Origin of the sequence: Caenispirillum salinarum AK4 (assembly GCF_000315795.1) — a bacterium.
Lineage (GTDB): Bacteria > Pseudomonadota > Alphaproteobacteria > Rhodospirillales > Rhodospirillaceae > Caenispirillum > Caenispirillum salinarum.
This window is the reverse complement of sequence record NZ_ANHY01000005.1, coordinates 204,693-225,711: the sequence shown is the minus strand read 5'-3', so window position 1 is coordinate 225,711 and position 21,019 is coordinate 204,693. Positions and strand designations below refer to the sequence as shown.

Annotated in this window: 20 protein-coding genes; 9 read left to right on the top strand and 11 right to left on the bottom strand. The window is 69.9% G+C overall.

Annotation, left to right across the window (positions count from 1 at the left end):
- Positions 1–250: 250 nt before the first annotated feature.
- The 6 genes from C882_RS06255 to C882_RS06230 are packed head-to-tail and all read right to left on the bottom strand — an operon-like array spanning position 251 to position 6,172.
- Entirely contained in the window at positions 251–652 is a 402-nt protein-coding gene (locus tag C882_RS06255) for a hypothetical protein (RefSeq protein WP_009539729.1), read from the bottom strand.
- 16 nt (positions 653–668) lie between these two features.
- The gene (locus C882_RS06250) at positions 669–1,676 is read right to left on the bottom strand and encodes an ABC transporter ATP-binding protein (RefSeq protein ID WP_009539728.1); all 1,008 of its coding nucleotides are present in this window, start codon (positions 1,674–1,676) and stop codon (positions 669–671) included.
- Complete coding sequence (locus C882_RS06245; RefSeq protein ID WP_009539727.1) at positions 1,673–2,734, bottom strand: ABC transporter ATP-binding protein; 1,062 nt, start codon at positions 2,732–2,734, stop codon at positions 1,673–1,675. Before C882_RS06245 ends, C882_RS06250 begins: the two co-directional genes overlap by 4 nt.
- A gap of 1 nt (position 2,735) precedes the next feature.
- Positions 2,736–3,632 (bottom strand): ABC transporter permease, encoded by an 897-nt coding sequence (locus C882_RS06240; protein WP_009539726.1) that lies wholly within the window; start codon positions 3,630–3,632, stop codon positions 2,736–2,738.
- Position 3,633: 1 nt separating this feature from the next.
- Positions 3,634–4,572, bottom strand: coding sequence for an ABC transporter permease (locus C882_RS06235; RefSeq protein ID WP_009539725.1), 939 nt, complete (start codon positions 4,570–4,572; stop codon positions 3,634–3,636).
- A 13-nt stretch (positions 4,573–4,585) separates the two neighbouring features.
- A complete protein-coding gene (locus C882_RS06230; protein WP_009539724.1) occupies positions 4,586–6,172 on the bottom strand; it encodes an ABC transporter substrate-binding protein in 1,587 nt (528 codons plus the stop codon).
- Positions 6,173–6,477: 305 nt separating this feature from the next.
- Between C882_RS06230 and C882_RS06225 the strand changes: the two genes are divergently transcribed.
- The 7 genes from C882_RS06225 to C882_RS06195 all read left to right on the top strand — a co-directional run bounded on the left by C882_RS06225 (position 6,478) and on the right by C882_RS06195 (position 13,475).
- Positions 6,478–6,990: a sigma-70 family RNA polymerase sigma factor gene (locus C882_RS06225; protein ID WP_009539722.1), complete on the top strand. Its 513-nt coding sequence runs from the start codon at positions 6,478–6,480 to the stop codon at positions 6,988–6,990.
- Positions 6,991–7,099: 109 nt separating this feature from the next.
- On the top strand, positions 7,100–8,140 hold the full coding sequence (locus C882_RS06220; RefSeq protein ID WP_009539721.1) for a FecR family protein: 1,041 nt from the start codon (positions 7,100–7,102) through the stop codon (positions 8,138–8,140).
- Between the two features lie 150 nt (positions 8,141–8,290).
- Positions 8,291–10,699, top strand: coding sequence for a TonB-dependent receptor domain-containing protein (locus tag C882_RS06215; protein WP_083875715.1), 2,409 nt, complete (start codon positions 8,291–8,293; stop codon positions 10,697–10,699).
- Positions 10,699–11,028, top strand: a complete 330-nt coding sequence (locus C882_RS06210; protein ID WP_009539719.1) for a hypothetical protein — start codon at positions 10,699–10,701, stop codon at positions 11,026–11,028. Before C882_RS06215 ends, C882_RS06210 begins: the two co-directional genes overlap by 1 nt.
- A 16-nt stretch (positions 11,029–11,044) precedes the next feature.
- The gene (locus C882_RS06205; protein WP_009539718.1) at positions 11,045–12,637 is read left to right on the top strand and encodes a PepSY-associated TM helix domain-containing protein; all 1,593 of its coding nucleotides are present in this window, start codon (positions 11,045–11,047) and stop codon (positions 12,635–12,637) included.
- Positions 12,634–13,200: a hypothetical protein gene (locus tag C882_RS06200; protein ID WP_009539717.1), complete on the top strand. Its 567-nt coding sequence runs from the start codon at positions 12,634–12,636 to the stop codon at positions 13,198–13,200. Before C882_RS06205 ends, C882_RS06200 begins: the two co-directional genes overlap by 4 nt.
- A 71-nt stretch (positions 13,201–13,271) precedes the next feature.
- Positions 13,272–13,475, top strand: coding sequence for a hypothetical protein (locus C882_RS06195; RefSeq protein ID WP_009539716.1), 204 nt, complete (start codon positions 13,272–13,274; stop codon positions 13,473–13,475).
- 12 nt (positions 13,476–13,487) lie between these two features.
- Here the strand turns inward: C882_RS06195 and C882_RS06190 are convergent, their stop codons facing one another.
- From C882_RS06190 to acsA, 5 genes are read right to left on the bottom strand one after another with little or no spacing between them, the layout of a single operon-like run.
- A complete protein-coding gene (locus C882_RS06190; protein ID WP_009539715.1) occupies positions 13,488–13,742 on the bottom strand; it encodes an acyl carrier protein in 255 nt (84 codons plus the stop codon).
- Positions 13,739–14,911, bottom strand: a complete 1,173-nt coding sequence (locus C882_RS06185) for a dihydrolipoamide acetyltransferase family protein (RefSeq protein ID WP_009539714.1) — start codon at positions 14,909–14,911, stop codon at positions 13,739–13,741. Before C882_RS06185 ends, C882_RS06190 begins: the two co-directional genes overlap by 4 nt.
- Entirely contained in the window at positions 14,908–15,933 is a 1,026-nt protein-coding gene (locus tag C882_RS06180; protein WP_009539713.1) for an alpha-ketoacid dehydrogenase subunit beta, read from the bottom strand. Before C882_RS06180 ends, C882_RS06185 begins: the two co-directional genes overlap by 4 nt.
- On the bottom strand, positions 15,930–16,949 hold the full coding sequence (gene pdhA / locus C882_RS06175; protein WP_009539712.1) for a pyruvate dehydrogenase (acetyl-transferring) E1 component subunit alpha: 1,020 nt from the start codon (positions 16,947–16,949) through the stop codon (positions 15,930–15,932). The genes C882_RS06180 and pdhA overlap by 4 nt, the downstream gene beginning before the upstream one ends.
- The gene (acsA, locus tag C882_RS06170; protein WP_009539711.1) at positions 16,946–18,703 is read right to left on the bottom strand and encodes an acetate--CoA ligase; all 1,758 of its coding nucleotides are present in this window, start codon (positions 18,701–18,703) and stop codon (positions 16,946–16,948) included. The genes pdhA and acsA overlap by 4 nt, the downstream gene beginning before the upstream one ends.
- Positions 18,704–18,930: 227 nt before the next feature.
- Between acsA and C882_RS06165 the strand changes: the two genes are divergently transcribed.
- Both C882_RS06165 and C882_RS06160 read left to right on the top strand, forming a co-directional pair.
- Positions 18,931–19,818 (top strand): mechanosensitive ion channel family protein, encoded by an 888-nt coding sequence (locus C882_RS06165; protein WP_052000017.1) that lies wholly within the window; start codon positions 18,931–18,933, stop codon positions 19,816–19,818.
- Between the two features lie 136 nt (positions 19,819–19,954).
- Positions 19,955–20,977, top strand: a complete 1,023-nt coding sequence (locus C882_RS06160) for a TerC family protein (RefSeq protein ID WP_009539708.1) — start codon at positions 19,955–19,957, stop codon at positions 20,975–20,977.
- The last annotated feature ends 42 nt before the right edge of the window (positions 20,978–21,019 follow it).

The window sequence follows — 21,019 nt, the reverse complement described above, 5'->3', positions numbered from 1 at the left end:
CTCCCGCGACCACGATGCGCGGCTCGGTAGTCGGTGCTCTGGATGGGCGTGCGCCTCTTGATGGGCCCCGTCATGCACCCTGCTGACATCCACCTGCGCCAGTCATTGTGTTGGAGGAGCCGTTGCCGTTCCGCTCAAAAAGGGCATTCGCGTTCGCCAAAATCGGCATCCTGTCCCCGCAACCACCGATGCCAAAGAAAGCCCGCAGTCCTCGCGACGGCGGGCTTTTTTCGTGGTGCGGCCGGTGACGCTATTCTCTGCCGCGCGACCTGACGAGCCCTGCCAGCACCTGCCGCCGACCGGTGTCGTCCTCTGCCGCGTCCGGGTCTGGCGGGCGCTGTACGAAGCCGCTGCAGGCGATGCCCGCTTGGGTCACGGCCACCACCACCACGGGGTCGTCGATCGCCCTGGCGACGTTGACAAGGTCGTCGATCGTCAGCCGGTCCGGAGTCTCGCTGTCCCGATAGGCGTCGGCGGCATCGCCGATCTGTTGAAGCTGGTCGTTCGACAAATCCGCGGCCAGGCGGTCTCCGATGCATTCGGCACGCTCGCGGTCCAGGCCATGATCGGTCAGGGCGGACGAGATGCGGTCCGCCGGAGTCGCGCAGGCGGCAACCGCCACGAGGGCCAGGAGGACACAGTGGGGGCGCATGATCTTTCCCTTCGGGTCACGCCTCGAGCCGCCGCTCCTTCGCGTCGGCTTCCAGCGGAAAGTGGCAGGTATAGGTGTGATCGGGCGCCGCCGACGACAGCGCAGGCGCCACCTCCCGGCAGTAGTCCCGGGCGCGCGGGCATCGGGTATGGAATTCGCAGCCCGTCGGACGGTGGGCCAGGCTGGGAATGTCGCCCCGCGCCTCCACCCGGTGCAGCTTGGCGTCGGGGTCGGGCTCGGGGTTGGCCGACAGCAGGACTTCCGTGTACGGGTGGCGGGGACGGTGGAAGACCTCTTCCGTCGGCCCCTGCTCGACGAAGCGGCCCAGGTACATCACCGCCATCTGGTCGGAGATGTGGCGCACGACGTTGAGGTTGTGCGTGATGACCACCATTCCGATGCCCAGCCGGTCCTGAAGTTCCGCCAAAAGGTTCATCACCTCGCCCTGGATGGAGACGTCCAGGCCCGCTGTCGGCTCGTCGGCGATCACCAGCCGCGGGTCGAGCGCCAGCGCCCGCGCCACGCCGACGCGGCGCGCCTGCCCGCCGGACAGTTGATGCGGGAAGCGCTGGGCGAAGCCGGCGGGCAGGCCGACCATTTCCAGCAGGCGGCGGGTTTCGGCATCCATGTCCCGGTCGCGAACCCCGTGAATGCGGAACGGCTCGGTGATGAGCGAGCGCACGGTCAGGCGCGGCGACAGCGATCCGACGGGGTCCTGGAACATCATCGCCATGTCGCGGCGCACGGGCTTATAGGCGCGCTGCGACAGGCCGCGCAGCTCGGTGCCGTCGAACCGCATGGACCCGCCGTGCGACGGGATCAGTCCCATGAGCGCGCGGGCGATGGTGGACTTGCCCGAGCCGCTCTCGCCCACAAGACCCAGCGTCTCCCCCCGTCCGATGCGGAAGGAAACGTCGCAGACGGCGTCGATGTACGGGTCCTTCACGCGCCGCATCAGCGCCCGCAGCGCCCCCATGCTGCGGAACCGGACCTTCAGGTGCTCGACCTCCAGCAGCGTGCTCATGGCCGGCGCTCCTCCGCCGCGTCGCGCAGATGGCAGCGGGCGGTGTGCGGGGCGTCGGGCGCGACCTCGCCGGAGACCACCGCGTAGGACGGCGGCACCTCGTGGTCGCAGCGGTCGAAGGCGTGCGGGCAGCGTGTCTTGAAGATGCATCCCGTCGGTACCTGGTCGCCCACCAGGCTGGGGACCACGCCGGGGATGGTGGGCAGGCGGCGGGTCTTTTCCTTGATGCGGCCGGGGTCGCAGTCCAGCAGCGCCTGGGTGTAGGGGTGGCCGGGATTGTGGAAGATGTCGCGCACGCTGCCCTGTTCCACCACCTCTCCGGCGTAGAGCACCACGACGTCGTGGCACAGTTCCGCCACCGTGCCCAGGTGGTGGGAGACGAACAGGATGGAACAGCCGATTTCCGCCTGGAGGCGCTCCAGCAGGCCGATGATCTGCACCTCCGTCGTGGCGTCGAGCGCGGTGGTCGGTTCGTCGGCCAGCAGCAGGGCGGGCTCCACCATCATGGCCATGGCGATGCAGATGCGTTGGCGCATGCCGCCGGAAAACTGGTGCGGATAGCCGTTCACCCGGTCCTCGGGGTCGGGGATGCCGACACGTCGCAGCGCCTCCACCGCGCGCTTGCGCTTCTCGGCCTTGGAGATGGGATCGCGGTACTGGATGTCGATCATCTGCTGGCCGATGCTCATGACGCGGTTGAGCGAGGTCATGGGGTCCTGGAAGATCATGGACATGCGCCGGCCCCGAATGCCGCGCATCTCGCGCGGGGAGAGCGTCAGCAGGTCGCGGCCGTCCATGACGATCTCGCCGCCGACCACGCGGGCGTTCTCGGCCAGCAGGCGGATGACGGCATAGGCCAGCGTCGACTTGCCGCTGCCGCTTTCCCCCACCACGCCGACGATGCGCCCCCTGGGCACGGTCATGGAGATGTCGCGCAGCGCATGGATGCGCCCGCGCGGACTGGTGAAGTCCAGCGACAGGTGGCGCACGTCCAGCAGCGGGGCGGCGGCGTCGCGCGGAGCCTCCGGGCGGGTCGGGGCGGCCGCGGGGTGGGTCATGTCACACGTCCCTCCGCAGCTTGGGGTCGAAGATGTCGCGCAGCGCCTCGCCCAGGAAGGTGAAGCCCAGCGTCGTCAGGATGATGGGAATGCCGCCGGCGATCACCGGCCAGGGCGAGTTCTGGATGTAGTTGTATCCGTTGTTGAGGATCGTCCCCCACGACGGTGTCGGCGGCCGCACGCCCATGCCCAGGAAGCTGAGGCCCGCCTCCAGCGCGATCACCAGCGGCACGTCCATGCTGGCCAGGATCAGCAGCGGACCGATGACGTTGGGCAGGATGTGAACGCCCAGGATGCGCGGCGTGCCGGCACCCATGGCGCGCTCGGCCAGGATGTACTCGTTGTCGCTCAAGGACTGGGTCTGGGTGCGGACCACGCGGGCGTAGACGGGGATGGAGGTGATGGCGACCACAAGCACCACCGTCGTCAGGCTGGGTCCCAGCAGGGTGATGACCGCTAGCGCAAAGATGATGACGGGAAAGGCGCGCACGCTGTCCAGCACCAGCAGCAGGCCGTTGTCCAGCCAGCGCGGCCCGAACCCGGCGATCAGGCCCAGCAGCAGGCCGATGGACAGCGCCACCGACAGCGCCGCCACCGCCACCAGCATGGCGACCTGCCCGCCCATGATGACGCGGGACAGCGTGTCGCGGCCCAACTGGTCGGTGCCCAGCGGGTGCTCCCACGACGGCGGCCCGAGGCGCGGGCCGACCAGGATCTGCGTCGGGTCGTAGGGCACGATGACATCGGCCAGAACGGCGCTGCCCACCATCAGCACCACCAGGACCAGCCCGAACAGCCCCAACGGGTTGGAGCGGAGCTGCTTCCAGTGCTGCACCCAGGCGCTGTCGCCCCGGACGTCGGTCTGTTCGCTGCGGGTGGTTTCGGCGGTGGCGACCATGTCACAGGCTCTCCCGTACACGCGGGTCCAGGGCGGCGTTGATGAGGTCGGCGATGGTGGTCGAGATCACGAACAGGGCGGTGGTCACCAGCACCGTGCCCATGACCACCGGGTAGTTCCGCGTGTCCACCGCCTGCACGATCAGCGCGCCCAGGCCCGGCCGGGCGAAGACCACCTCGGCGAAGACCGACGCCGACAGCAGGTGCGCCATGCCCACGCCCAGCACGGTGACGGTGGGCAGGATGGCCAGCGTCAGGGCATAGCGGAAGACGATGCGGCTTTCCCGCAGGCCGAAGGACCGCGCCATGCGGATATGCGTCTCGCCCAGCACTTCCAGCATGGAGGCCCGGACGATGCGGGCGATGTAACCGACCCACCCCACGCCCACGGCAAAGGCCGGCAGGATCAGGTGCCGCAGGCCGCCCCAGAACCCTTCGCCCAGGCCGATGGCCGGCAGCCAGTTGAGCTGCACCGCGAAGATCAACAGGGCGTAGACCGCCATGACGAACGACGGAATGGCGATGGCGCTGACCGACAGCACGCCGATGATCTTGTCGATCACCGAGTTGCGCCGGATGGCCGAGTAGGCGCCCAGCGGTATCCCGATCAACGCCGCCCAGGTGATGGAGGTCAGGATCAGGATGATCGTATAGGGCATCTGCCCGAACACGATGTCCGCCACCGGGCGCTGGGTGAAGACGTCCGTTCCCAGGTCGCCGGTGGCGACATTGCCGAAGAAGGTCACCAACTGGACGGGCAGGGGCTCGTCCAGGCCCATCTTCTCGTTGATGAGCGCCTTCTGCTCGGGCGTCGCGCGCGGCCCGAGCACCACGGCCGCGGGGTCGCCGGGAACGGACTGGATCATGATGAACAGCAGCGTCACCGCCAGCACCACGATCGCCACCGCCAGTCCCAGCCGCTTGACCAGGTAGAACAGCATGGCCGGACGCCGGTCAGACCGGCTGGAAGTAGCGGTAGAGCGCCCGGCCGTCGGGCCGTGTGGCGGGCTCCAGCACGGTGCGGCGGTAAATGAAGGGCGCGCCCTCGTGCGTCAGGAAGCGGTAGGCGCCCGACTCCTCCATCAGGTCCTGCATCTCGTGGTACATCTGGGCGCGCTTTTCCTCGTCCTGCACGGTCGTCGCCTCGCGGTTCAACGCGTCGAAACGTTCACTGCAGAAGCGTTCCCAGTTCCAGTTGCCGACCTGCTCGCAGGTGAAGAAGGTGGTGGCGTAGAAGGGGTCGGGCACCATGGAAAACCGCTGCAGGATCAACTGCATGTCCTTCCACCGCTCGCCCTCGGTCTCCATGCCGATGGTCCAGAAGGACCCGGCGTCCTGGACGTCGATCTGAAGGTCGATGCCGATCTGCCCCAGCTGCGCCTGGATGACCTGCGCCATGGTGGTGAACTTGGCCTGGTTGAGCACGTCGATGCGCAACTGAAGGCCTTCCGCCCCTGCCTCGGCCAGGAATTCGCGCGCTTTCTCCAGGTCGCCCTCGGGCGGGATCAGCGCCTTGTCGCGGTGGCCCACCAGCCCCGGGGCGATCATGCCGGTGGCGACGTCGGCGTAGCCGAAGTAGGCCACCTCCAGAAGCTGCGGGATGTTCACCGCCCACTGGATGGCCTTGCGCACGTTGATGTCCTGGAGCTTGGGATGCTCCATGTTCATGCCCAGGTAGACGTAGTACAGCGACGGCCGTTCCTCGATCACCGTGTTCTCGGGCGCGCGCTGGTTCAACTGCTCCAGCGAGGACAGGCTGACGTGGGTGAAGTCGATGTCGCCGGCGCGGTAGGCGGTTTCCGCCGTCTGCGGGTCCTCGATGGGGCGGATCTGGATTTCGTCGAAGCCCGGCTTCTGCCCTGTCCAGTCGGGGTTGCGCTCCAGGATCAGCACCTCGTTGGGCCGCCAGTCCGCGATGACATAGGGGCCCGAGAACATGGGCGGCTGCATCCCGAAATCACCGCCGTCGCCGGTCGCCTCCAGGACCGCCTCTTTCGAGACGATGTGCCCGACGCCGTAGGGCAGGCTGACGTTCCACAGCGGCACGAAGGGACGGTCCAGGACGATGACCCCGGTGTGCGTGTCCTCCACCTCCACGCGGTTGAGCGGGCCCCAGTCGTCCTTCATGGGACTGTCCTGCAGGATGACCCGCTCGAAGGAGAACTTGACGTCCTCGGCCGTGATCTCGCCATAGCCGCCGGTGAACATCAGGCCCGGCTTGAGCTTGAAGCGGATGTGGGTGGGGTCGATCTGTTCGATGCTTTCGGCGGCCTGAAGCTCGGTCGCCCAGTCGGTGCCCGGCTTGTAGTTCATCAGGCCGGAATAGATGCAGTTCATGACCGAGACGTTGTAGGCGTTCTGGTAGAAGCCCGGGTCCAGCTTGTTGATGTCGGCATAGGACCGGACGCGGAGCACCTTGCCCTCCTGCGCCCAGATCGCCTGCGACAGCGGCAGGCCCGAGGCGACGATGCCGGCCGTGCCGGCTGCGGCCGATTGAAGGAACCGGCGGCGGTCGAGAGTGAAGCGCGTCCTGGCGGTCATGTCCGATCCTTTCCGGCAGGCTGGTCACACCGTCCCCGTTTTCCCCTGCTTCGGAACTCCAACGGAACGGCGGAGCGGCCGGTTCCGGGCCCCCTCCCAACGCATGACCGCAGTTACGCCTGTTGTGCGGTTGCCGGCCCCGTTTCCGCAACAACCAGCGGCGGCGGCCGCCGAGATTGGGCTTGCCGAACCACACTGAAGTTGGGATAATTCCGTGGATGATAATCCTTCTCATTCGCAAATGAAGCCGGACGCGCGGCCGTTCTCGCCGCCCCTGATCGCCGTCCGGGTGTCTGGAGATCCGGGTGCGTCACGATCGCAACATGCTGGCCGTCTATCTGGCTCATCGCGGTGCGCTGGTCTCTTATGCCAACGGCATCGTCGGAGACGTGGGACGATCGGAGGACGTGGTACAGGAAGCCTGGCTGCGCTTCGGCGAGGCGGCCGAGGCGCGCCCGTTCGAGGAGCCGGTGGGCTACCTCTACCGTATCGTCCGCAACCTCGCCATCGACAGCCGCCGCAGACGCCTGCGGGAGGAGCGGGTGCTGACGTCCGGGCCTGCGGACGCGGTGCTGAACGCCGCCGACGACACGCTCTCGCCCGAGGCCGCCGCCACGGTCCGGGCCGAGGTGCAGCGCCTTGCCGAGGCCATGGCCGAACTGCCCGAGCGCACCCGTGTCGCCCTGGAGATGCGCCGCTTCGGGGGGTGCAAGCTCAAGGACATCGCCGATCATCTGGGCGTTTCGGTGACCACGGCGCATGAGATCGTCGCGCAGGGCATCGACCACTGCCGCCGCCGCGTCCGGTCCGGATCATGACCGGCTGCACGTTTTTCTTCCGAAATCCGGGCCCCGGTGATCGTCTTGTGGACAGGGCCGCCGCATCCGGCGGGCCTCGCCGTCTCCGGGCGCCCAGCCAAGGACCAACATGAGCATTCCGGCAAAAGACAGGGATCAAGCGGCTCTCGAGGCTGCCCGTTGGCTGGTCGTCCTGGAGGACGCGCCGGACGACGCGGCGCTGCGGGCCGAGTTCGAGGCGTGGCGCCGTGCCGATCCCGTTCATGCCGAGGCCTGGGCGGAGACCGCCGACGTTTACGCCCTGATGGCCGAGGTCCCGCCCGTCCATCACGCGCAGTGGGCAGCCGGGGCCGCGCCGCATCCGGCGGCGGCCGCCCGCAGCGCGCCCGAAGGCCGGCGTCATGCGGCACGGGCCGGCGCGGCGCGGGGCGCGGGACGGCCGGTCCGGCGCAGGGTGGCGCTGGGCGCGGCGGTCGCGGCGATGGCTGCATGCCTCGCGCTGGTTGTGGCGCCGGACCTGCTCCTGCGGCTGGAAAGCGACCACCTGACAGCGACGGCCGAGGCCCGCGTGCTGGACCTGCCCGACGGCTCAACGGTCCGGCTTTCGCCCGCCAGTGCGGTGGCCGTGGACTTCACCGCGGCGGAGCGGCGGGTGCGGCTGGTGGCGGGAGAGGCGTTCTTCGAGGTCGCGCCCGCCCCGGAGCGGCCCTTCCGGGTCATCGCCGGCGAGGCGACGGCGACCGTTCTGGGCACGGCCTTCAACGTCCGTCTGGCGGAGGAGGAGGTGGCGGTCGCCGTGCGGCACGGCCGCGTCGCCGTGACGCCGCCGGACGCGGCCTCCGCCCTGCCGAAGCCCCTTGAGGCGGGGGACTGGGTGCGGCTCGGCCCGTCCGGCGGCGTCACGCGCGGGGCCGTCCCGCCGGATGAAGTGGGCGTCTGGATGCAGGGGCAGATCGTCGCCCGCGACCGGACCATCGCGAGCGTGGTCGACGATCTGCGGCGGTACCACGCCGGCGTGATCCTCGTCGCCGACCCGGCCTTTGGCTCCCGGCGGGTCACCGGCGTGTACTCCGTGCGCGACCCCGCGGCGGCGCTGTCGGCCCTGGCCGGCGCCCATGGCGGCACCGTGCGCGCCCTGTCGCCCTGGGTGCTGGTCGTGACCGGCGGCTGATCCCGCCGCCGGACGAAAATCTTCGCAGGCGCGAAAATTTTTTCCGAAAAAGCCGGATCGTCCGTCGTCTTCCTGGTTGTGTGGTCACGAGTGCGAGGCATTCGCGAAAGGCGGCCCGTCAACCAGGACGATGTGAGGAGGAGAGTGACGATGGGGGTGATGACACAGGCACGAAGCGGCGGCCGGCGGACGGGACGCTACGGGATGCTGCTGATGACCACGGCCCTGGCGGCGGCGGTCGTGCCCATGGCCGGCGCGCAGGCGCAAGGCGCAAGTGACCCGCTCGTCGCCCAGGCGCGGCAGGTGGCCTTCAGCATCCCGTCGCAGCCGCTGCCCGACGCCCTGGCGCAGTTCGGCCGCCAGTCGGGCCTGCAGGTTTCGGCCGACGCGGCCCTCATCCGCGGCCGGACGGCGCAGGGCGTGTCCGGCAGCATGGCGCCCGAGGAGGCGCTGGCCCGGATGCTGGCGGGGACCGGCGTCACGTTTTCCATGGCCGGCGGCGACACCGTCGTGCTGAGGGCAACGCCGGCGCAGCAGACCGAGAGCATCCGGCTCGCGCCGATCGCCGTGGAGGGCACGCTGGTCGGTACCCGCAGCGGCGAGACCGAATTCGAGACAGCGGCCAGCGTCGAGGTCTATACCGCCGAGGACCTTGAGGAGCGGCCGGGGACCGACGAGGTTCGGGACCTTTTCCAGAAGACCCCCAACGTGGTCGACTTCGGCGAGGGCAACTTCGCGCCGGCCATCCGCGGCGTCGACGCGACGGGCCCGGCGTCCGGCGGCACCGGGTTCATCGCCGGCACCCGGCCGCGCGCCACGCTGAGCGTCGACGGCCGCCCCCTGTCCACCTTCGAGTTCGTCGGCGGGCCGACCGGGCTCTGGGACATCGAGCAGGTGGAAGTCTACCGCGGCCCGCAGACCACGCTCCAGGGCCGCAATTCCATCGCCGGTGCCATCGTCGTCCAGACCAAGGACCCGACGTTCTACTGGGAAGGCGCGGCCCAGGTCGCGGTCGGCACCGAGGACCGCCGCCGCGCCTCGGCCATGCTCTCGGGCCCCCTGGTGGAGGACAACCTGGCCTTCCGCGTCGCCGTCGATCAGATCGAAGCCACCAGCTTCATTGATTTCACCGGGCCGCAGGCCTTCGATGACGTGGAAGAGGACAACAGCACCGTCTTGCGCGGCAAACTGTTGTTCGCGCCCGAGAAGCTGCCCGACTTCACGGCCCAGCTTACCGTCGCCCACACCGATACGCGCCGGCCGCAGAGCCAGCTTGCCGACCCGCCTTTCGGCCAGCGCACGCGCCGGACCAGCCAGACGCTGTTCGAGACGGAGTCCACCGACTTTATCCTGAACGGGCGGTACGACTTCAACGACCACCTCTCGCTGTCGAACACGACCACCTACAGCGACATTCTGTTCGAGCGGTCCGACGCCCCGGCCCGCGGTCAGTTCACCCTCGATGGTCCGCAGATCACCAACGAGACGCTGCTGAACTACGACAACGCGGACGCCGGCGTGACCGGCGTGCTGGGCGCCTACGTCTTCCACGAGGACCGCGAGGACTTCATCTTCACCGGGACCCCGCTCGCTGCGACAGTGGAGGACCGGACGCTGACGACGGCCGTTTTCGGCGAAGTGGACTGGACGGTGGTGCCGCGCTGGACCCTGACCCTGGGCGCCCGCTATGAACGCGAGCACCGGGAGCGCGAAGGCACCGTGTTCGGCATCACCACCGATCTCGACGAAACCTTCGACGCGTTCCTGCCCAAGGTGGGCCTGGCCTACGACGTCACCGACGACGTGACGGTGGGGGCCGTGGTCTCGCGGGGCTTCAACGCGGGCGGCGCCGCGGTCTCGTTCGGCGCGTCCGACCCCGCCGGCAACCCCAGCCCCGACCCGGCCCTGGGGCCCAGGTCCTTCGTCTATGACTCCGAGTTCGTCTGGAACTACGAGCTTTATACGCGGGCGAGCCTGCTGGATGACCGCATGGTCTTCAGCGGCAACGTCTTCTACAGCGATTTCGAGGACCAGCAGCGCACCGAGCAGCTTTCCTATCCCGGCGGCTTCACCGACACCATCATCGTGAACACGCCGGAAACCCGTGCGTACGGGGCGGAACTGGGGGTGACCTACGCACCGGTGGACTCGCTGGAGGTCTTCGGCGACGTCGGCCTGCTGAAGACGGAGATCGTGCAGGCGCGCGACCCGTCGCTGGAGGGCAACGACTTCGCCCGCGCGCCCAGCCTGACGCTGTCGGCGGGTGCCGTCTACCGCCCGGCGGAGGACTGGATGATCGGCGTCGACGGCCGCTACGTGGGCGCCTACTACTCGACGGACGGCAACAACGCGCTGGCGCAGACCGATCCCTACATGGTGGCCAACGCCAAGGTCGCGTGGCAGGCCCTCGACCACGTCAAGGTCACGGCCAGCCTGAACAACATCTTCGGGACCGATGCCGAGACGCGCCTGTTCAGCTTCCCGGAAAGCGCCCCGCCGTCGCTGGCCCAGGTGGTGGAACCGCGCGTGTTCTGGCTCGGCCTGACGGTGGCGTTCTGATGAAAGACCTGGCGGCGGCCACGACCGGCACCCTGCGGCGGGCGGCGGATGCGGTGCGGGCCCATCCCCGCCTCACCCGCTGGCTGCTGGCCGGGCCGGGGGCGCTGGCCGGGTCCGTGCTGCTGATGGCGGCCATGCCCGTGTGGCTGCCGGCCGGGCAGGCGGGCGTCAACCATCTGGTCTGGCCGCTGGTGCTCGCACCGCTGCTGTGGGCGCTGGTGTTCCTCTACACCATCGTCGAGGAAAACCTGGTGCGGGGCGTCGCCGTCATCGGCGGCGCCTCGGCCGTCAACGCCGTCCTCATCGGCGGCTTCATGGCCTTCGGGTGACGGGAGCACAGGCACCATGGCACTCACGCAATCCCAGATGAAGCGGCTGACGGCCGTGCACGGCTGGTCGGGGACCATCCTCGGCCTGCTGCTGTTCGTCGTCGTCAGCACCGGAACCCTGGCGGTGTTCTCCCCGGAGATCGAGCGCTGGTCGGTCGGCGTCAGCGCGCCCAAGACCCTGGATGCGCCCATCGACGGCATCGTGCGCAACCTGGCCGACAAGATGCCCAATGCCATGCGCGAAGAGGTGGGCATCTGGCGCGATGCCCGCGGCAACCTCGTGGCCTTCTTTCATACGCATATCCCCCACCCGGAAAGCGGCAAGACAGAGGACTACGGCACTCTGTTCCACATCGACCCGGCCACGGGCGCGGTGCTCGACCGGGCGGAAGGCTTCGTCTGGACCGAGCCGTCCCTCTGGGTGCGAAGCGCGCTTGAATACTTTCTGGTGCATCTGCACGTGGAGCTGTTTTTGCCCGATCCGTGGGGACTGGTCGCCACCGGGATTCTCGGGCTTCTGATGATGGCAGCGGCGTTGACGGGAGGGCTCATGCACCGCCACCTGATCCGCGACCTGTTCGTCGCCGAGCGCCCCGGCGGCCGCCTGGCCAGCGTGCGCGACCGGCACGTCCTGGCGGCCACCTGGGGACTGCCGTTCGCCGTCATCCTCGCCTTCACCGGCTCCTACTACAGCTTCGCCGGCACCGTCACCCGACCGCTCTTGGCGGAGGTCGCCTATGCCGGCGACCAGGACCGGCTGCGGGCGTCGCTGTTCCAGCCGACGGCCGCCGAGGATGCCCGGCGCGCGCCGCCGGCCGATCTGGACCGTATGATCGCCCGCGCCACCGAGGAGGGCGGCACCGCGCCCACATTCCTGTCCATCACGAACTACGGGCGCGCGGATTCGCGGGCCCATGTCTGGCATCCCGCGGCGCCGGGCCGGCTGTCCTGGGGAAGCATGGTGTTCGAGACCGCGACCGGCACCTTTTTGGGTCCCAAGCCGACCATCGGCAACACGCCCTCGGCCGGCAGCACTTTGGTCGGGCTGATCTGGCCCCTACACACCGGGGACTTCGCCGGGCTGGCCTCCAAGGCGGTCTGGGGCGCGCTGGGGGGCGCCATGTGCTTCGTCATCCTGTCGGGGCTGCGGCTGTGGGTGCGGCGGCGCGACGCCGACCCCCTGTGGCGCGCCTTCGGCCGGGCCGTCCTGGCGACCGGGTGCGGCGTGCCGCTGGCGATGGTCGCCTGCGCGCACGTCTTTTTCCTGGCCCAGCCCTTCGGCACCGCCGCCGCGCTGACCTGGACGCCCGCCGGCTTCTTCGCCGCCGCCCTTGGCTGCCTGGCACTTGCCTGGCGCATGGCCGACGTGGGGCGGCTGCGGCGGCTCTACCTGGCGCTGTTCGCCTACGGCTGCCTTTTGCTGCCCGCCGTGCGGCTGGCCTGCGGCGGTACGAGTTGGGCCAATGCCCTGGCGCAGGGGCATGGCGTGGTGGTTGCCGTCGACGGGCTGCTTCTGGCCGCCGGGGCGGCGGCGCTGGCGCGGCACCGCGGCTGGGTCGGGCGGTGGTCGCGTCATTCGCGGACCGAAAAGATGGAGCCTGCCGAATGAACGGGGCCTGGACGCTCATCGCCATCGCGGCGACGCTCATAGCCATCGGCCGCCTGGCGGTCGCCGATCCCAAGCGCCGCCGGGTCTTCCGCCTGCCGCCGCGCCCCGTGCCCCTGCGGCCCCTGCCCGCGTGGGGGCTCGTGCTGGCGCCCGGCCTGATCCTGGCGGCTCTCGGCACACCGGCCGACGTTGTCATCTGGTGCGGCGCGACCACCGCCGCCGGCTGGGCCCTGGCGGCCGTGCCGCCGCCGCTTGCGCAGCGGCTGATGTCGGCCGTGGCCGCCGGGCGGTGGCGGCGGCACGTTGCGCGCCTGCCCGCGCTCGTCCCGGCCCGCCGGGCGCTTGTCGGCATGGCGAGACGGGCGGACCCGCCGACCCGCACCGCGGACGCCTCCGGGACCAGTGCCCGTGTCGCCGCCCTGGAGGCACGCCTGGCCGTCCTTGAGGCGGAACTGGCCGCATTGCAGGCCCGCCCGTCGGTTCCGGCCCCGGCCCCGGCCTCCGAGCCCCGCCTGCACGCGGTCGAAACCCACCCGCCCACACGGGCCGCCGGGCCGCGGTAGGGGCCGCCCGGCGCGGGCGGCTCACGCTACGGCTGCGATACGCACCGCGACCCGGCCTGAGAAGGGGTGCCGTGCATCTTTGCGTGAACACCGATGATCCGGCGGTCTTTCCGGCGACGATCATGGCGGAGCACCAACTGCTTCGTCATGCCGCAATAGAGAAGTTCGGTGTTGCCTCGGCCCAGGCCGACATTTGGCTGGAGCGGATCAGGCGCCACGGCGAGGCACTGTTCCACAAGCAGCAGGCAGGGGTTCGCCATAAGACGGACCGCTGACCCGGGCGCCTTTCATCCACTCGCTTCGGTCAGATAGGCGACGGCGCCGGCGATGGTCAGCACCTCCGGCACGTCGCGCTCGGGGATGTCCACGTTCAGGCGCTTTGACAGCCCGGTGACGAAGTTCAGGACGTCCATGCTGTCGAAGTCCAGCGCCTCGCGGATGTCGGCGTCCTCGGGGATGTCGGCGGGGTCGGTCTCGGGCGTGAGCGCGCGCAGCTCGTCGATCACGGCGGCGCGCAGGTCGGTGGCGGCGGTGGTGGTCATGTCAGGGCCTCCGGGTCTTGCAGAAGGGCGTCCAGGTCGCGCAGGAACAGGGCGCCGCGATGGCCGTCGCTCACCCGGTGGTCGGCGGCCAGGCTGGTGGTCACCACCGGGCGGACCTCCAGCGTCGCGCCGTCGTCGGCCACCCACGGGCGGCGCAGCACGGCGCCGAAGCCGACGATGGCGACCTGCGGCGGCGTGATGATGGGCATCAGCGCATCCACCCCGCGCTCCCCCAGGCTGCTGACGGTGACCGTCGCGTCCGACATCTCGGAGCTTCGGAGCGTCCCGGCACGCGCACGGGCCACGAGGTCGCGGAAGCCGGCCATGAGGTCGGGCAGGCTGCGCGCATCCGCGTTGTGCAGAGCGGGCGCCGTCAGCCCGCCGCCGCGCAGGGCGATCGCCATGCCGAGATGCACGTGGTCCGCCGGCGCGAACCCCTCCGCCCCGTAATGGCCGTTGAGCATGGGGTGCTTTTTCAGCGCCAGCGCCACGGCCTTGCCCAGCACCAGCGTCATGAGCAGCCGGTCGGCGGCCGGGCGGTCGGCGTTGAAGGCGTCCAGCCACGCCACGGCGCGGGAGGCATCCATCGTGGCCGACAGGTAGTAGTGCGGGATCTCCCGCTTGGACCGCGCCATGGCCGCCGCGATGGCCTGGCGCATGGCGGCGGGGTCGACGCGGCCGGGCTTGCGCTCGGGGGCCGGAGCGGGGGCCGCGCGGGCGGCCTGCTCCACGTCCGTGCTGATGATGGCGCCGCCGGGGCCGGTGCCGGTAAGGGCCGCAAGGTCCACGCCCCGCTCCGCCGCCATACGCCGCGCCGCCGGGGAGGCGACGGCGCGGCTTGGGGCGGGAGGTGGCGCGATGGGGGCTTGGGCCGCGTCCGCCATGGCCGGCTCGCGCGCCTGCGCTGGGGCGGCCGGCGCCGGCTCCTCGTCCTTCCCGTCGTCGATGACGGCCATGGGGGTGCCGACGGGAACGGTGGTGCCGGGGTCCACCAGCAGCCGGCCGAGGATGCCGGGCTGGAAGCATTCCACCTCGATGGCGCCCTTCTGGGTCTCCACCACGGCGATGATGTCGCCGCGTTCAACCTGTTCGCCGGGCTTCTTCAGCCATTCCACCAGCCGCCCGGCCTCCATGTCCGCGCCCAGGGACGGCATCTTGAAGGTGCTCATGGCGCCCCCTTGCCGAGCGTCCCCCGCGCGGCCTGCACGATGGCCTCCACCGAGGGAAGGGCGGCCTGTTCCAGGTGTTTGGCGTAGGGCATGGGCACCTCCGCCGAGCACACCCGGGCCACCGGCGCGTCCAGGTCCCAGAAGGCCTGGTCCATGATCCGGGCGCTGATCTCGGCCGAGAGGCTGCCGCTGCGCCAGCCTTCGTCCACCACCACGGCGCGGCGGGTGCGGCGGACGGCGGACAGCACTGTGTCCTCGTCCAGCGGGCGCAGGACGCGCAGGTCGATGACCTCGGCCGAGATGCCGTCCTTCTCCAGCGCCTCGGCGGCCTCCAGCGTGCGGCCGAGCATCCCGCCGTAGGTGATGAGCGCAACATCGGTCCCTTCGCGCCGGCGGGCGGCGTGGGTGATGTCCACGGCCTTCACCGTATCCGCGTCGGGCGTGGGGCCGGTGGCGTTGTAGAGCATCACGTGCTCGAAGATCAGCACGGGGTCCGGGTCCTCAAGCGCCGGCCAGAGCATCCCGCGCGCATCGGTGAGGGTGGCGGGGGCGAGGATGCGCAGGCCGGGGACGTGGGCGTACCAGCCTTCCAGGCTGTGGGAATGCTGGGCCGCCAGTTGCCGGCCGGCGCCGGTCGCCATGCGGATGACCAGCGGCACGGTGAACTGTCCGCCGCTCATGTGCAGCAGCGTCGCGGCGCCGTTGACGATCTGGTCCATGGCGAGAAGGCTGAAGTTGACCGTCATGATCTCCACGATCGGCCGCATCCCGTTCAGCGCCGCGCCGATGCCCGCCCCCGTGAAGGTGCTTTCGGAAAGGGGCGTGTCGCGGATGCGGTCCGGCCCGAACTCCGCCAGAAGCCCCTTGGTGACGGCGTAGCAGCCGCCGTAATGCCCAACGTCCTCCCCCATCAGGAACACCCGGTCGTCGCGGGCGAGCGCGTCGCGGATGGCCTCGCGCACGCACTCGCGGTAGGTGGTGGTGGCCGTTTGCGGGATTGGCGGAAGGGTCTGGGTGCTCATGGCCGGTCCTCCGCGCTGGTGACGAAGCGGGTCAGCGTCTCCACCGGCTCCCATTCGGCTGCCTCGGCGAAGGCGACGGCGTCTTCAAGCTCCGTCGCGACGGCGTCTTCCAGCGCCTTCAGGTCGTCGTCGTGCAGGTGGCCGGCGGTGCGCATCCAGTCGATGAGGCGGGGCAGCGGGTCGCGGTGCGTCCATTCCTCCACCTCCGCCTTCTCGCGGTAGAGCTGGGCGTCGAACATGGAGTGCGCGCGGAAGCGATAGGTGCGGCATTCCAGGAAGTACGGCCCGGCGCCCGCGCGGATGGCGGTGACGGCCCGCCGCGCGGCGGCCTCCACGGCGACCACATCCATGCCGTCCACCGACTCCGCCGGCAGCCCGTAGGAGTGTGCGCGGGCGGCCAAGTCGGGGCTCGCGTGGCTGAAGCGCAGCGCGGTGCCCATGGCATAGAGGTTGTTCTCGCAGAGGAACAGCACCGGCAGGCGCCACAGGGCGGCGAGGTTCAGGCTTTCATGAAACTCGCCCTCCGCCGCCGCGCCGTCGCCGAAAAAGCAGGCGGTGACCGCGTCGCGCCCCCGCATGGCATCGGCCAGGGCCAGCCCGACGGCCACGGGAAGCCCGCCGCCGACGATGGCGTTGCCGCCGTAGAGCCGGTGCTCGCGGTCGAACAGGTGCATGGAGCCGCCGCGCCCGCCGCTGCATCCCGACGCCTTGCCGAACATCTCGGCCATCACCGCGCGCATGGACGTGCCGCGCACCAGCGCCTGGGCGTGCTCGCGGTAGGTGGCGACGACGGCGTCGCGGGGCTCCAGGGCCGCACACACGCCCACCGTCACCGCTTCCTCTCCGTTGTAGAGGTGCAGGAAGCCGCGGATTTTCTCCTGCGTGTACAGCTCGGCGCAGCGGTCCTCGAAGCGGCGCACGCGCAGCATGTCGCGCAACAGCGCCATCAGGTGCCCGTGGGTCAGGTGAACCTTGCCGCCGCCGGGCGCGGGCTTGGAGACTTCGGCGGTCATCATGCGCCTCCTTCCAGGGTGGAGGTGTCGCCCTCGGGCAGGCCCAGTTCGCGCGCCTTCAAGAGCCGGCGCATGATCTTGCCGCTGCGGGTGCGGGGGAGCGTGTCGCGGAAGGCGATGTCGCGGGGCGCGACGGCGCGGCCCAGGCGCTTGCGGGCATGGCCCAGGATATCGCGCTTCGTCTCCTCCGATGGCTCATGGCCGGGCTTCAGCGAGACGAAGGCCTTCACCACTTCGCCGGCGACCGGGTCGGGCAGGCCGATGACGCCGGCCTCCGCCACCGCCGGGTGTTCCATGAGGATGCTTTCCACCTCGAACGGGCCGATCAGGTGGCCGGATGACTTGATGACGTCGTCGGCCCGCCCGACGAACCAGAAGTAGCCGTCGCCGTCGCGCATCGCCAGGTCGCCGGTCAGGTACCAGCCGTCGGCGAAGCACTTGGCGGTGCGCTCGGGCTCGTTCAGGTAGCGGCGGAACATGGACGGCCAGCCGGCCTTCAGCGCCAGTTCGCCGCTGGTGTCGGGGGTGGTGACGGGGGTGACACGCTCGCCCTCGCGCGACACCACGGCGGCCTCGATGCCCGGCACCGGCTTGCCCATGGAGCCCGGCTTGACGTCCATGCCGGCATAGTTGGCGATCATGATGCCGCCGGTTTCCGTCTGCCACCAGTTGTCGTGGAAGGGCTTGCCGAAAACCCGCTGGCTCCATACCACCGCTTCCGGGTTCAGCGGCTCCCCCACGCTGGCCAGGAAGCGCAGGCGGGACAGGTCGTGGCCGCGCGCCACGTCCTCCCCCAGTTTCATCAACATGCGGATGGCCGTCGGCGCCGTGTACCAGACGGTCACGCCCTCGCGCTCCAGGATGGTGTACCAGCGTTCGGCGTCGAACTCGGCTTCATCCACGATCATGGGCGCGCCCGAGACCAGCGGCGCGACGATGCCGTAGGAGGTGCCGGTCACCCATCCCGGATCGGCCGTGCACCAGTAGGTGTCGGCGCCGTGCAGGTTCAGCACCGCGCGCGCGGTCATGCGGTGGACGACGACGGCGGCGTGGACGTGCACCGCCCCCTTGGGCTTGCCGGTGGTGCCGCTGGTGAAGTGCAGGAGGGCGGGGTCCTCCGGCCCGGTGGCGGCGATCTCCGCGCCCTCTCCGCCGGCGTCTTCCAGTGCCGCCTCCAGGTCCAGCGTGCCGGCGGGAAGGTCATCGCCCCCGCCGGCCAGCAGCACCAGAGACAGGCCCGGCATCTCGTCGCGCCAGGTCATGACCTTGCGGCGGTAGAAGGTTTCCGTCGTCACCAGGACGCGGGCGTCGCCGATGGTCATGCGGGCGCGTACGGGCTCGGGCCCGAAGGCGGAGAACAGGGGCGAGAACACGCAGCCCGCCTTCCAGGTGCCCAGGATCGCCGCATACAACGCCGGCCCGCGCCCGAGCAGGCTGAAGACGGTGGAGCCGTGCGCGATGCCGTGCGCGCGCAAGATCGCGGCGAAACGGTCGGACAGGCGGTCCAGGTCGCTGTAGGTGAAATCCCGCGGCGGGCCGGAGGCGGGCAGGAAGCGGATGGCCCGCCGGTCGCCGCGCCCGTCCTCCACATGGTGGCGCACGGCCTCGTAGGCGATGTTCAACCGCCCGCCGCGCATGGCCAGCAGGCCGTCCAGTTCGCGGTGCAGGTCCACCTCGGCGCGGAGCGTGTCGTAGTCCGGCGCCGAAGGGTCGTCCTTGCGGAGGATGGGGAAGTCCCCGGCCGTGGTCGCCTGCATGATGCCGCTCCCGCCCTGGTGGTTCGGTCTCCCTCAAGGGTAGGCGGCCGGCGGGGCGGCGCATTGATCCAGGTTAGGGCGCCCGTCCCGATGCGGCGAAAGGGGGCGGGTGAACCCGAAAGTGCAAATCGGCCATGGAGATTTTCCGCCGCGGACAATATGTATGTTCGTGGCACGGGGCTCGATCCCCGGCGCCTGTCCCTCCACTGTCCCGACCCTCCCTTCGCATGTCCTGGCTACCCGAAACCCTCCTGTCTCCCGACGTGACAGAGTCCCTGCTTCTCGTCGTCGCGGTCTTCCTCATCACCACGCTTGCCGTCCGCTTCGTGCGGCGGCGGACGCGGGCGGCCCCGCACGTTCAGCGGCGGTGGACCGCCAACCTGAAGAACGCCGCGTGGTTCCTGCTCCTGGTCGGGCTCATGCTCATCTGGGCGCCGCAGTTGCAGGCGCTGGCCCTGTCGCTGACGGCGGTGGCCGTCGCCATCGTGGTGGCGACCAAGGAACTGATCCTGTGTTTTTCGGGCTCGTTCATGCGCACGTCCTCGCGGGCGTTCTCGGTGGGCGACTGGGTCGAGATCGGGGCTGTGCGCGGCGAGGTGGTGGACCACAACATCTTTGCGACGACGCTTCAGGAAATCGACGGCAGCCACTACACGGGCCGCACCGTGGTCATGCCCAACAGCGCCTTCCTGACCTCGCCCGTGCGCAACATGAACCTGCTGCGCAGCTTCGCCTTCCACAGCTTCAACATCACCGTCGATCCGGCCTTCAACCTGTTCCGGGAAGAAGCCGCCATCCGCGCGGTGGTGGAGCGCCATGTCGCCCCCTTCGCCGCCGACGCCGCCAAGGCCAACGCCCAGATCGAGCGGCGCAGCGGCGTCGACATCCAGGAACCGACCGTGCGGCTGCGGTTTTCGACCACCGACCTCGGCAAGTACCGTGCGACGGTGACCGTCTTCGTGCCCACCGCCGAGGCCGAAGCGATCGAGGCCGCCGCCACGCGCGAGATCATGGAGGCCCTGCACGAGCGCATCACCGAGGCGCGCGAGGCCAAGGAGGCGGCCGCGAAGGCCGACGCGCCGGCGGTGCCGGCATCTTCATCGGCAGCATCTTGACGGCGCCCCGGCGCCGGCTTATCTGTTGAGCGTCCCGGTCCGGGCCCCTCTGGCGATGACGGCGGTCGTCGCGATGTCGGACCTTTCGTTCCCAACGCGCTGACGCGGCGCCAGGAGCGGGCCGGAGGCTCTCCCCTTGGAATTTCTTGATCTGTTTTTCGCGCCCGTGCTCGGCAAGCCGGCATGGGCGTGGATGACGTTCGCCGGCATCGTGGTGACGCTGCTGGTGCTCGACCTGGGCGTCCTCCACCGCAAGGCGCACGCCATCGGCGTGCCCGAAAGCCTGAAGCTGTCGGCCTTCTATATCGCCGTCGCGCTCGCCTATGGCGGCTGGGTGTGGTGGTACATGGGCGAGACCGCGGGCGTGCAGTACATGACCGCCTACTTTGTCGAGAAAAGCCTGTCGCTCGACAACGTCTTCGTCATTTCGCTGATCTTCACGTACTTCGCCGTTCCGCGCGAATACCAGCACCGCGTGCTGTTCTGGGGCATCCTGGGCGTCATCATCCTGCGCGGTATCATGATCGGCGCCGGCTCGGTCCTGGTCAGCCAGTTCCACTGGGTGCTTTACCTGTTCGGCGCCTTCCTGGTGCTGACCGGCCTGAAGATGCTGTTCGCCAAGGACCACGCCCCGGCGGACCTGTCGCAGAACCCCCTGATCGGCTTCCTGCGCCGCCACCTGCGGGTGACGGACGACCTGCACGGCCAGCGCTTCTGGGTGAAGCGCACCGACCCGCAGACGGGCCGCGCGACATGGTGGGCGACGCCGCTGTTCCTGGCGCTGATCGTGGTGGAGGCGTCCGACTTGCTGTTCGCGGTGGACAGCGTGCCGGCGGTGTTCGCCATCACCACCGACCCGTTCATCGTATACACCAGCAACATCTTCGCCATCCTCGGCCTGCGCGCCCTGTACTTTGCGCTGGCGGCGATGGTCCACCGCTTCGCGTATCTCAAGTACGCCCTGGCGGCGGTGCTGATTTTCATCGGCTCGAAGATCTACTACGCCGAGTTCTTCGGCAAGATGCCGGCCATCCTGTCGCTGGGCGTGACCTTCGGCCTGCTGGCGGCCGGTGTCATCGTCTCGCTGGTCAAGACGCGCCGGGCGCCGGTGGCGGTCGTGGCGGCGGATCAGGTGCCGCAGGAAGGCGGCACCCAGTAAGGAAACGGCGACGGGCGGTGGCGGCGGTCTTGCCGCTGCCGC

What these genes read in the sequence shown, in the direction of transcription:
- C882_RS06165 (WP_052000017.1), top strand. Translation starts at nt 18,931, where the DNA reads ATGTCCTGGCTACCCGAAACCCTCCTGTCTCCCGACGTGACAGAGTCC.
- C882_RS06245 (WP_009539727.1), bottom strand. Translation starts at nt 2,734, where the DNA reads ATGACCCACCCCGCGGCCGCCCCGACCCGCCCGGAGGCTCCGCGCGAC.
- C882_RS06230 (WP_009539724.1), bottom strand. Translation starts at nt 6,172, where the DNA reads ATGACCGCCAGGACGCGCTTCACTCTCGACCGCCGCCGGTTCCTTCAA.
- C882_RS06185 (WP_009539714.1), bottom strand. Translation starts at nt 14,911, where the DNA reads ATGAGCACCTTCAAGATGCCGTCCCTGGGCGCGGACATGGAGGCCGGG.
- pdhA (WP_009539712.1), bottom strand. Translation starts at nt 16,949, where the DNA reads ATGATGACCGCCGAAGTCTCCAAGCCCGCGCCCGGCGGCGGCAAGGTT.
- C882_RS06240 (WP_009539726.1), bottom strand. Translation starts at nt 3,632, where the DNA reads ATGGTCGCCACCGCCGAAACCACCCGCAGCGAACAGACCGACGTCCGG.
- C882_RS06205 (WP_009539718.1), top strand. Translation starts at nt 11,045, where the DNA reads ATGGCACTCACGCAATCCCAGATGAAGCGGCTGACGGCCGTGCACGGC.
- C882_RS06250 (WP_009539728.1), bottom strand. Translation starts at nt 1,676, where the DNA reads ATGAGCACGCTGCTGGAGGTCGAGCACCTGAAGGTCCGGTTCCGCAGC.
- C882_RS06235 (WP_009539725.1), bottom strand. Translation starts at nt 4,572, where the DNA reads ATGCTGTTCTACCTGGTCAAGCGGCTGGGACTGGCGGTGGCGATCGTG.
- C882_RS06255 (WP_009539729.1), bottom strand. Translation starts at nt 652, where the DNA reads ATGCGCCCCCACTGTGTCCTCCTGGCCCTCGTGGCGGTTGCCGCCTGC.
- acsA (WP_009539711.1), bottom strand. Translation starts at nt 18,703, where the DNA reads ATGCAGGCGACCACGGCCGGGGACTTCCCCATCCTCCGCAAGGACGAC.
- C882_RS06220 (WP_009539721.1), top strand. Translation starts at nt 7,100, where the DNA reads ATGAGCATTCCGGCAAAAGACAGGGATCAAGCGGCTCTCGAGGCTGCC.
- C882_RS06210 (WP_009539719.1), top strand. Translation starts at nt 10,699, where the DNA reads ATGAAAGACCTGGCGGCGGCCACGACCGGCACCCTGCGGCGGGCGGCG.
- C882_RS06190 (WP_009539715.1), bottom strand. Translation starts at nt 13,742, where the DNA reads ATGACCACCACCGCCGCCACCGACCTGCGCGCCGCCGTGATCGACGAG.
- C882_RS06215 (WP_083875715.1), top strand. Translation starts at nt 8,291, where the DNA reads ATGGGGGTGATGACACAGGCACGAAGCGGCGGCCGGCGGACGGGACGC.
- C882_RS06200 (WP_009539717.1), top strand. Translation starts at nt 12,634, where the DNA reads ATGAACGGGGCCTGGACGCTCATCGCCATCGCGGCGACGCTCATAGCC.
- C882_RS06180 (WP_009539713.1), bottom strand. Translation starts at nt 15,933, where the DNA reads ATGAGCACCCAGACCCTTCCGCCAATCCCGCAAACGGCCACCACCACC.